Source organism: Acinetobacter sp., from assembly GCF_050285345.1.
Taxonomy (GTDB): Bacteria; Pseudomonadota; Gammaproteobacteria; order Pseudomonadales; family Moraxellaceae; genus Acinetobacter.
In genome coordinates this window covers 20,250-31,442 of the sequence record NZ_JBLZXR010000032.1, presented here as the reverse complement: position 1 = coordinate 31,442, position 11,193 = coordinate 20,250, and the positions used below count along the sequence as shown (strand labels likewise).

The window sequence follows — 11,193 nt, the reverse complement described above, 5'->3', positions numbered from 1 at the left end:
GCATCTCTTGGTAACATGCAAGAAGATAACTGGCACTACCACTTCTACGACACTGTTAAAGGTTCTGACTGGTTAGGTGACCAAGACGCGATTGAGTTTATGACGCGTGAAGCACCTCAAGTGGTTTATGAACTTGAACACTTAGGTATGCCGTTTGACCGTAACGCTGATGGTACAATTTACCAACGTCCGTTCGGTGGTCACGCTGCAAACTATGGTGAAAAACCAGTTCCACGTGCATGTGCTGCTGCCGACCGTACAGGTCACGCGCTTCTTCATACGCTTTATCAAAGCAACGTGAAAATGGGTACTCAATTTTTCGTAGAATGGATCGCACTTGATCTAATCCGTAACGAAGAAGGTGATGTACTTGGTGTGACAGCAATTGACCAAGAAACTGGTAAAATCGCAGTATTCCAAGGTAAAGCAACATTGTTCGCTACTGGTGGTGCTGGTCGTGTTTACCGTGCATCAACTAACGCATATATCAACACTGGTGACGGTCTTGGTATGGCAGCGCGTGCAGGTATTCCATTACAAGATATGGAATTCTGGCAATTCCACCCTACAGGTGTAGCGGGCGCAGGCGTATTGTTGACAGAAGGTTGTCGTGGTGAGGGTGCAATCCTTCGTAACGATTCTGGCGAGCCGTTCATGGAACGCTATGCTCCGACACTTAAAGACTTGGCACCGCGTGACTTCGTATCACGTTCTATGGACCAAGAAATTAAAGAAGGTCGTGGCTGTGGTCCGAAGAAAGACTACATCTTGCTTGATATGACGCACTTGGGTGCTGACACAATCATGAAACGTCTTCCATCTGTATTTGAGATTGGTAAGAAGTTCGCGAACGTCGACATCACGAAAGAGCCGATTCCTGTGGTACCAACAATCCATTATCAAATGGGTGGTATTCCTACAAACATTCACGGTCAAGTGGTTGTTCCTGTAGAGCGCGAAACTGAAGCTTTGGTTGCGAACTACAACAAAGATACTGATGTTTATTCACACAATGGTGGTGAGCGTAACTTCACTAAACCTGTAAAAGGTTTCTATGCAATTGGTGAATGTTCATGTGTATCTGTACACGGTGCAAACCGTCTAGGTACAAACTCATTGCTTGACTTGGTTGTGTTTGGTAAAGCTGCGGGTGAGCATATTGTTGACTACGTGACTAAACACCACGGTGATGAATACGCTCCACTACCTACAACTGTACTTGAGGATACTGTAAAACGTATTCGTCATCTTGATGAATCAACTTCAGGTGAAAATGCTCAAGAAGTTGCAGATGCAATTCGTGACATCGTTCAAGACCATGCAGGCGTATTCCGTACAACTGCACTTCTTGAAGAAGGTGTGAAGCAAATTCTTGCGATCGAACCACGTGTACGTAACATTCATTTGAAAGACAAATCTAAAGTATTTAACACTGCGCGTGTTGAAGCTCTAGAAGTTGAAAACTTGTATGAAGTTGCAAAAGCAACCTTGATTTCTGCTGCTGCTCGTAAAGAGTGCCGCGGTGCGCATACAGTGGTAGATTTTGAATTACCACCTGATCATGCTGACTACCCATATGGTCGTCGTGATGATGAGTGGATGAAACACACTTTATGGTTCTCTGTAGATAACCGTCTTGAGTACAAACCAGTACGTTACAAGCCTTTATCTGTAGATGCTATTCCACCTAAACCACGTACATTCTAATTGGGAGAAGTAAGATGAGTAGAGGTACTCGTACATTTAATATCTACCGCTACGATCCTGATAAGGATGCAGCACCGTACATGCAAACTTTTAAACTAGAGTTGACTGACAAGCACCGTATGTTGCTTGACGCGCTTCTAGCATTGAAAGTGCAAGACGAATCTTTGACATTCCGTCGTTCATGCCGTGAAGGTATTTGTGGTTCTGATGGTGTAAACATCAATGGTAAAAACGGTTTAGCGTGTCTTTGGAACCTAAACGACTTACCTGAAACGATTACTATTCGTCCGCTTCCTGGTCTTCCTGTTGTGAAAGACTTGGTTGTTGATATGAATCAGTTCTACGATCAATACGACAAGATCCACCCGTTCTTGATCAACAACCAGCCTGCACCTCCGAAAGAGCGTTTACAGTCTCCTGAAGAGCGTGAACACCTTGATGGTTTGTATGAATGTATTCTTTGTGCATGTTGTTCAACTTCATGCCCATCATTCTGGTGGAACCCAGACAAGTTCTTGGGTCCTTCAGCATTGTTGAACGCATATCGTTTCATCATTGACTCTCGTGATACCGCAACTCAAGAGCGTTTGGCTCGTCTTGACGACCCATTCTCGCTGTTCCGTTGTAAAGGTATTATGAACTGTGTATCTGTATGTCCTAAGGGTCTTAACCCAACTAAAGCAATCGGTCACATCCGTAATATGCTTTTAGATCTAGGTTAATAGATTCAGCAGTGAAAAAAGCGCGCCAATCGGTGCGCTTTTTTTGTTCTTGAAAAAAAGAGGGGGTGCTTGAGTTAAATCTGGCGGTTTATTTGGTAGTTAAATTGCATTTCATGTAGAGAGTATATGTTTAATGTATAAAACGATGGTTATATGGTTATTTATTGACGAAACGCTCGTTCAAGTCTGTCAAAATGATTAGAAAATGTTATCATGTAACGTAATATGAAGGGAGGGGATAGAAATGTCTGCTCTCTTTTATTTTTATGTGCGATTGCCTAGGCTTATTTGACGTAGACTTTGGTCTCGTTTGAGAGGTATTTTTGTCTGTAGCACCATATCATAGATGAAAATACATACGATGTATTTTGCTAATTTATGGGAGGTATGTGTCAAAAAAATCAATTGAAAATACTCGAACGTGTTAGCATTTACAGCATCGCTATAGATGAAAAATGAGTTTGAAATTGGTACATATTTTAAACAAATAGCGATTTAAACTCAGTATATAAATGTGCATGAGTCGATTTAGAAAAGTTAATTGTTCTGAATTTAATTTTTCTAAGACGATTTGCAAAAAATTGCCCGATTTTGTCGGGTATTTGTCAATGAGTAATGATGCCGCTGAGGGCGTTATTGTTCATTAATCACATTGGGTAATCCTAATGTAGTGATAACGCCTCAAGGCTTAAGCCTAATGGGGACTAATGTCATATTACCAATTTGACATTACTAATCATGGGTTCGCTTAAAAAGCATCCTGAAATGTTTTGCAATAGGAAATGGGTCCACAAATGCAAGAAGTTGCTGACGCACTGCGTCTTGACACTGAACTTAGCGCTGACAGTGCAGCGTATATTGAAGAACTTTATGAGCAGTATTTAACGGCTCCAGACTCAGTAGAAGCTGACTGGCGTGCATACTTCGATAAATTCCCGAAAGGTGATCAGCCACACAGCAATGTACGCGAGCAATTCTTATTATTAGGCCGTAATTCAAGCCGTGTTCAACCTGTCGTGCAAAGTGCAGTCAGTTCTGAGCATGAGCGCCGTCAAATCGGTGTATTACAACTTATCGCTGCATACCGTAACCGTGGTCATCAAAATGCAAAACTAGATCCACTTGGTCTTGCAAAGCGTGAAATCGTGCCTGATCTTGACCTTGCTTCGCATGGTTTAACTCAGTCTGATTTAGACACTGTATTCAATACAGGTAACCTTGCAATTGGTAAGTCTGAAGCAACTTTAGGCGAAATGGTTCAAGCAATGGAAGCAACATATACTGCTTCTATTGGTGTTGAATACATGCATATTGTTGATACCAAAGAAAAACGTTGGATTCAACAACGCCTTGAAGGAACACGTGGTCAATTCGGTTATACCGCTGAACAGAAAAAACACGTTCTAGAACGTTTGACTGCTGCTGAAGGTCTTGAAAAATACCTTGGTAACAAATTCGTTGGTGCGAAACGTTTCGGTGTGGAAGGTGGTGAATCATTCATTCCTATGGTGAATGAGCTTATTCAACGCGCAGGTTCTGTTGGTTGTAAAGAAGTTGTGATCGGTATGCCTCACCGTGGCCGTTTAAACCTTCTTGTTAACATCATGGGTAAAAACCCAGCAGACTTATTTGGTGAGTTCGAAGGTAAGAGCTTACACAAAAAAGGTTCTGGTGACGTTAAATATCACCAAGGTTTCTCTTCAAACGTAATGACTCCGGGTGGTGAAGTTCACTTGGCATTGGCGTTTAACCCATCACACTTGGAAATCGTTGGACCTGTAGTCGAAGGTTCTGTACGTGCTCGTCAAGTCCGTCGTAAAGACATCGGCGGTGATGATGTATTGCCAATCATCGTACACGGCGATGCTGCATTTGCAGGTCAAGGTGTAAACCAAGAAACTTTCCAAATGTCACAAACTCGTGGTTACACAGTCGGTGGTACGGTTCACATCGTGGTGAATAACCAAGTGGGCTTCACAACGTCTGATCCACGTGATGCGCGTTCTACAGAATACTGTACTGACATTGCGAAAATGATCCAAGCACCGATCTTCCACGTGAACGGTGATGATCCAGAAGCAGTATTGTTTGTTTCTCAATTGGCACATGATTTCCGTCATACATTCCGTAAAGACGTTGTCATTGATATGTTCTGCTACCGTCGTCGTGGTCACAACGAAGCGGATGAACCAGCTGCAACTCAGCCAATGATGTATCAAGTGATCAATAAGAAAGCGACGACTCGTACGCTTTATGCTGACAAACTTGTACAAGAAGGCGTACTTGATCGTGCTGCTGCTGATGCAATGGTTGAACAATATCGTTCTGATCTTGAAGCTGGCAAGCACGTTGCGAATGCATTGGTATTAGAACCAAACAAAAAAATGTTTGTGGATTGGGCGCCGTACTTGGGTCACGAATACACAGACAATTGGGATACAACATTCCCAGTTGAGCGTTTGAAAGAACTTGGTACAAAAATGCGCGAGCTTCCAGAAGGCTTCGTAATGCAACGCCAAGTATCTAAAGTGATTGATGATCGCTTAAAAATGCAAACTGGTGAAATGCCATTGAACTGGGGTGCTGCAGAAACACTTGCTTATGCAACATTGCTTGATCAAGGTTATCTTGTACGTTTAACAGGTGAAGACGTTGGTCGTGGTACATTCTCACACCGTCATGCGAAACTTCATAACCAAGTAGATGGTTCTACTTACATTCCACTTTGTAATATCAAAGAAAATCAACCACGTACTGCAATCTATGACTCATTGTTATCGGAAATGGCAGTATTGGCGTTTGAATATGGTTATGCAACAACACTTCCAAACAGTTTAATCATTTGGGAAGCGCAGTTCGGTGACTTCTCTAACTGTGCGCAAGTTGTAATTGACCAGTTCATCGCATCTGGTGAAACCAAGTGGGAACGTGTGTGTGGTTTAACAATGCTTCTTCCACATGGCTTTGAAGGTCAAGGTCCTGAGCACTCATCTGCACGTCTAGAACGTTACTTGCAGCTATGTGCTGAAGAAAATATGCAAGTGCTTACACCGACTACACCAGCGCAAATTTACCATGCGTTACGTCGTCAAGCGATTCGCCCAATCCGTAAACCGATGATCGTAATGTCACCTAAGTCATTACTTCGTCATAAACTTGCAACATCTAACCTAGATGAACTTGCAAACGGCACATTCCAAACTGTGATCGATGAAATCGACAACATCAACAAGTCAGACGTAACTCGTCTAGTACTTTGTGGTGGTAAGGTTTACTACGATTTACTTGAAAAACGCCGTGAAAAAGAGTTGAACAACACAGCAATCGTTCGTATTGAACAATTGTATCCGTACCCAGAAGCACGTCTTGCTGAAGTTCTTGCTCAATATCCAAACGTTAAAGAACTTGTTTGGTGTCAAGAAGAACCGAAGAACCAAGGTGCTTGGTTGTTCATCGCGCCACGTTTATATGACGACGTGATGAAAGCAGGTAAACAAGTTCGTATTAGTTATGCAGGTCGTGAAGCTTCTGCTGCACCGGCTTGTGGTTCACCATATTTGCACGCAAAACAACAAGCTCAGCTCGTAAATGATGCTTTAGCTATCGTAGCTGAATAACAGGAGATTCTTAATAATGGCAACCGAAATTAAAGCACCGGTATTCCCAGAGTCAGTTGCTGACGGTACAGTTGCAACTTGGCACAAACAACCAGGTGAAGCAGTATCACGTGACGAAGTGATTTGTGATATTGAAACAGATAAAGTTGTTTTAGAAGTTGTAGCTCCTGCTGACGGTACGATTACTGCAATCGTTAAAAACGAAGGCGATACAGTTCTTTCTGCTGAGGTGATTGCGACTTTTGAAGAAGGTGCTGCTTCTGGCGCTGCTCAAACTCAAGCTGTTCAATCAGAAGAGAAAGTAGAACAAGCTGCTGCGCAAACTCAAGCGGGCGCTGCTCCTGTTGTTGAACGTGCTCAACCTGTTGCTGATCAAGCTCCTGCAGTGCGTAAAGCATTGACTGAGTCTGGTATTGCTGCTGCTGACGTGGCGGGTACAGGCCGTGGCGGTCGCATCACGAAAGAAGATGTTGCGAACCACCAAGCTAAACCAGCTGCTCCTGCTGCTGTACCATTAAGTGTTGCTGTTGGTGAGCGTGTTGAAAAACGTGTTCCAATGACTCGTCTTCGTAAGCGTGTTGCTGAACGTCTACTTGCTGCAACTCAAGAAACAGCAATGTTGACAACGTTCAACGAAGTGAACATGAAACCAATCATGGACATGCGTGCTCAATACAAAGATGCTTTCGAAAAACGTCACGGTGCGCGTCTTGGCTTTATGTCATTCTTTGTTAAAGCAGCAACTGAAGCACTTAAACGCTATCCAGCTGTAAATGCTTCAATCGACGGTAACGACATTGTTTACCACGGTTTCTACGACATCGGTGTTGCTGTATCTTCTGACCGTGGTCTAGTGGTTCCAGTTCTTCGTGATACTGACCGTATGAACTACGCTGAAGTAGAAAACGGTATCCGTGCATATGCTGGTAAAGCGCGTGACGGTAAATTGGGTATCGAAGATATGACTGGTGGTACATTCACTATTACTAATGGTGGTACTTTCGGTTCATTACTTTCTACTCCAATTTTGAATACGCCACAAACTGCGATCTTGGGTATGCACAAAATCCAAGAACGTCCAATGGCTGTGAATGGTCAAGTAGAAATTCTGCCAATGATGTACTTAGCGCTTTCTTATGACCACCGTCTAATCGATGGTAAAGAAGCAGTAGGTTTCCTCGTAACAATCAAAGAATTGTTAGAAGAGCCAGCTAAACTGATCCTTGATCTTTAATTCTAAAGAATAAATCCATGGGCTTAGAGTGATCCTCTAGGCCCATTTTTGGAGAGAATAATGTCTCAACAATTTGATTTAGTAGTAATTGGCGGTGGCCCAGGTGGTTACGAAGCTGCAATTCGCGCTGCACAATTGGGTTTTAAAGTTGCGTGTATTGAAAAACGTATCCATAAAGGCAAGCCATCTTTAGGCGGTACGTGCTTAAACGTGGGGTGTATCCCATCAAAAGCATTGCTTGATTCTTCACACCGTTATGAAGATACCGTTCATCACTTAGATGCCCACGGTATTACCACAGGTGAAGTGAAGTTTGACCTTGCAAAATTACTTGCACGTAAAGACAAAATCGTTGATCAATTGACTGGTGGTATTGACCAGTTATTAAAAGGCAACGGTGTTGAGTGGTTAAAAGGTACGGGTAAATTACTTGCGGGTAAAAAAGTTGAGTTCGTATCTCACGAAGGCGAAACTCAAGTTTTAGAACCTAAATACGTGATTCTTGCGACTGGTTCTGTACCTGTAAATATCCCTGTTGCTCCTGTAGATCAAGATATCATTGTTGATTCTACTGGCGCATTAGAATTCCAAGAAGTGCCTAAGCGTTTAGGTGTGATTGGTGCAGGTGTAATCGGTCTAGAGCTAGGTTCAGTTTGGCGCCGTCTAGGTGCAGAAGTTGTTGTATTTGAAGCAATGGATGCATTCTTACCAATGGCTGACAAGGCATTGGCAAAAGACTACCAAAAACTATTAACTAAACAAGGTCTTGATATCCGTGTTGGCGCTAAAGTTGCTGGTACTGAAATCAACGGTTCTGAAGTTACAGTTAAATATACGCAAGGTGGTGAAGAAAAAACTCAAGCATTCGATAAATTAATCGTTTGTGTGGGCCGCCGTGCATATGCAGAAGGTCTATTGGCTGATGATTGCGGTATTAAACTGACTGAACGCGGTTTGGTTGAAGTGAATGATTGGTGTGCGACTTCGGTTGAAGGCGTATATGCAATTGGTGACCTTGTACGCGGTCCAATGCTTGCACATAAAGCAATGGAAGAAGGCGTAATGGCTGTTGAGCGTATTCACGGTCATGCTGCTCAAGTGAACTACGACACCATTATTTCTGTAATCTACACACACCCAGAAGCGGCGTGGGTTGGTTTAACAGAAGAACAAGCGAAAGAAAAAGGCCACGAAGTTAAAACAGGTCAATTTGGTTTTGCTGTAAACGGCCGTGCTTTGGCTGCGGGTGAAGGTGCTGGTTTCGTGAAGTTTGTTGCTGATGCGAAAACGGATCGTTTACTGGGTATGCACGTGATTGGACCTGCTGCGTCTGATATCGTTCACCAAGGTATGATTGCACTTGAATTTGTATCTTCTGTTGAAGATCTTCAGTTAATGACATTTGGTCACCCAACATTCTCTGAAGTGGTACATGAAGCTGCACTTGCAGTGGATGGTCGAGCGATTCACGCAATTCAGCGTAAACGTAAATAAGATGAAGAAAAGAGCGGCCTAGGTCGCTCTTTTTGTATTTGGTGGTTGTTTTTATATGAACAATCATCTAAAAATAAAGATAAGAAATATTTTAAATTTTTAAAAAGGTTAAAGCTGCTTTGACGGACGTCTGGGCTTTAATGGGTTATAACAAAGCGAAAAAAGAGTAAAAGGTTGTTCAATGAATCTACATGAATATCAAGCTAAAGCGTTATTAAAAAAATATGGTATGCCAGTGCAAGAAGGTATTCTTGCGACGAATGCAGAGGAGACTGTTGCTGCATTTGAACAGCTTGGTGGTAAATTTGCAGTTTTAAAAGCCCAAGTTCATGCTGGTGGTCGCGGTAAAGCTGGCGGTGTGAAAGTGGTGAAATCTGCTCAAGAAGCTGCTGATTATGCAAATAATATTATTGGCACTCGTCTTGTTACCTACCAAACAGATGCCAATGGCCAGCCGGTAAATAGCATCTTGGTTTCTGAAGATGTTTATCCTGTAGAGCGTGAATTGTACTTAGGTGCAGTGGTTGACCGTTCCAGCCGTCGAGTGACTTTTATGGCATCGACAGAAGGAGGTGTTGAAATTGAAAAGGTTGCTGAAGAAACCCCAGAAAAAATTATTAAAGTTGAAGTCGATCCTTTAGTCGGGTTGTTGCCATTCCAAGCGCGTGAAGTGGCTTTTGCCTTAAATTTGAAAGATGGGCAAGTCAATCAATTTGTCAAAGTTATGTCGGCAGCGTATCAAGCTTTTATTGAAAATGATTTTGCGTTGTTTGAAATTAACCCACTGTCTGTCCGTGAAAATGGTGACATTCTCTGTGTCGATGCCAAAGTCGGGATCGATTCAAATGCCTTGTATCGTCTACCTGAGATTGCAGCGATACGTGATAAATCTCAAGAAAATGAACGTGAGCTCAAAGCTTCAGAATTCGACCTGAACTACGTGGCACTTGAAGGTAACATTGGCTGTATGGTGAATGGTGCAGGTCTTGCCATGGCAACCATGGACATCATTAAACTTTACGGTGGTCAGCCAGCCAACTTCCTTGATGTGGGGGGCGGTGCAACCAAAGAACGTGTCATTGAAGCCTTTAAAATTATTTTGGCAGACAGTTCTGTACAAGGGGTATTGATTAATATCTTTGGTGGTATTGTACGTTGTGACATGATTGCTGAAGCAATTATTGCAGCGGTTCAAGAGGTAAATGTAACGGTGCCTGTTGTTGTTCGTTTAGAAGGGAACAATGCAGAACTAGGTGCAAAATTACTTGATGAATCAGGTTTGACATTAATTTCTGCTAGCGGCCTTGCTGATGCGGCGGAAAAAATTGTTGCTGCGGTAAAAGGCTAAGGGAGTAGACATCATGAGCGTATTAGTAAATAAAGACACCAAAGTATTGGTACAAGGTTTTACCGGTAAAAATGGAACTTTCCATTCAGAACAATCCATTGCTTATGGCACCAAAGTTGTAGGTGGGGTAACACCGGGTAAGGGTGGTCAAACACATTTGAACTTGCCTGTATTTAATACTATGAAAGAAGCTGTACGTGAAACAGGTGCTACAGCAACGTCAATCTATGTACCTGCACCGTTTGTTTTAGACTCGATTATTGAATCGATTGATTCAGGGATAGAGTTGATCGTTGTGATTACTGAAGGTGTACCGACACTGGATATGCTGAAAGCAAAACGCTATCTAGAAACTTATGGGAATAATGCGCGTCTGATTGGTCCAAACTGTCCGGGTATTATCACGCCAGGTGAATGTAAGATCGGTATTATGCCGGGTCATATTCACCAACCGGGTAAAATCGGCATTATCTCGCGTTCAGGTACATTGACTTATGAAGCCGTAGCTCAAACTACAAAACTGGGCTTAGGTCAATCAACGTGTATTGGTATCGGTGGTGACCCAATTCCGGGCATGAACCAAATTGATTGTTTGAAGTTATTCCAAGAAGATCCACAAACTGAAGCTATCATTATGATTGGTGAAATTGGAGGGACAGCCGAAGAAGAAGCAGCTGAATATATTCAATCGCATGTGACCAAGCCTGTTGTCGGTTATATTGCAGGCGTAACAGCACCGAAAGGTAAGCGTATGGGACATGCTGGTGCAATTATTTCTGGTGGTAAGGGCACTGCTGAAGAAAAGTTTGCTGCTTTTGAAAAAGCAGGGGTGGCGTATACCCGTAGTCCTGCAGAACTGGGTTCAACAATGTTTGATGTGTTGAAGTCGAAAGGCATGGTATAAAAATTATAAGTTGTTGTTAAAAAGCTCCTCAATTTAGAGTAATGCCAGTCAGTTAAGGATTTAAAAGTTAAAAATAAGGTCAGTAAGACGTAAATTTAGCTCACTTTAAATCCAAATATAAGGAAATTTAGGGTAATAAATAACCCGAATTTCCTTAACTGATCAGC

The 11,193-nt window shown here is 42.5% G+C and carries 7 protein-coding genes; all 7 read left to right on the top strand.

What is annotated here, in order from left to right; all coding sequences use genetic code 11:
• Positions 1-1,707: FAD-binding protein (locus ACN6OV_RS03065; protein WP_427949552.1), on the top strand; the 1,707-nt coding region annotated here is incomplete at its 5' end.
• Between the two features lie 14 nt (positions 1,708-1,721).
• Positions 1,722-2,429 (top strand): succinate dehydrogenase iron-sulfur subunit, encoded by a 708-nt coding sequence (locus ACN6OV_RS03060; RefSeq protein WP_086178842.1) that lies wholly within the window; start codon positions 1,722-1,724, stop codon positions 2,427-2,429.
• A gap of 794 nt (positions 2,430-3,223) precedes the next feature.
• The gene (locus ACN6OV_RS03055; protein ID WP_427949554.1) at positions 3,224-6,046 is read left to right on the top strand and encodes a 2-oxoglutarate dehydrogenase E1 component; all 2,823 of its coding nucleotides are present in this window, start codon (positions 3,224-3,226) and stop codon (positions 6,044-6,046) included.
• Positions 6,047-6,062: 16 nt separating this feature from the next.
• Positions 6,063-7,280 (top strand): 2-oxoglutarate dehydrogenase complex dihydrolipoyllysine-residue succinyltransferase, encoded by a 1,218-nt coding sequence (gene odhB, locus ACN6OV_RS03050; protein ID WP_427949550.1) that lies wholly within the window; start codon positions 6,063-6,065, stop codon positions 7,278-7,280.
• 60 nt (positions 7,281-7,340) lie between these two features.
• Positions 7,341-8,774 carry a dihydrolipoyl dehydrogenase gene (gene lpdA / locus ACN6OV_RS03045; RefSeq protein ID WP_427949549.1) on the top strand — a complete coding sequence of 478 codons (1,434 nt, stop codon included), beginning with the start codon at positions 7,341-7,343 and terminating at the stop codon, positions 8,772-8,774.
• Between the two features lie 181 nt (positions 8,775-8,955).
• Positions 8,956-10,122 carry an ADP-forming succinate--CoA ligase subunit beta gene (gene sucC / locus ACN6OV_RS03040; RefSeq protein WP_427949547.1) on the top strand — a complete coding sequence of 389 codons (1,167 nt, stop codon included), beginning with the start codon at positions 8,956-8,958 and terminating at the stop codon, positions 10,120-10,122.
• A 13-nt stretch (positions 10,123-10,135) separates the two neighbouring features.
• Positions 10,136-11,026, top strand: a complete 891-nt coding sequence (gene sucD, locus ACN6OV_RS03035; RefSeq protein ID WP_427949546.1) for a succinate--CoA ligase subunit alpha — start codon at positions 10,136-10,138, stop codon at positions 11,024-11,026.
• Positions 11,027-11,193 lie beyond the last annotated feature (167 nt).

Bases quoted from the DNA above. Each gene is read 5' to 3' on its own strand.
- ACN6OV_RS03060 (WP_086178842.1), top strand. From the start codon at position 1,722: ATGAGTAGAGGTACTCGTACATTTAATATCTACCGCTACGATCCTGAT.
- ACN6OV_RS03055 (WP_427949554.1), top strand. From the start codon at position 3,224: ATGCAAGAAGTTGCTGACGCACTGCGTCTTGACACTGAACTTAGCGCT.
- odhB (WP_427949550.1), top strand. From the start codon at position 6,063: ATGGCAACCGAAATTAAAGCACCGGTATTCCCAGAGTCAGTTGCTGAC.
- lpdA (WP_427949549.1), top strand. From the start codon at position 7,341: ATGTCTCAACAATTTGATTTAGTAGTAATTGGCGGTGGCCCAGGTGGT.
- sucC (WP_427949547.1), top strand. From the start codon at position 8,956: ATGAATCTACATGAATATCAAGCTAAAGCGTTATTAAAAAAATATGGT.
- sucD (WP_427949546.1), top strand. From the start codon at position 10,136: ATGAGCGTATTAGTAAATAAAGACACCAAAGTATTGGTACAAGGTTTT.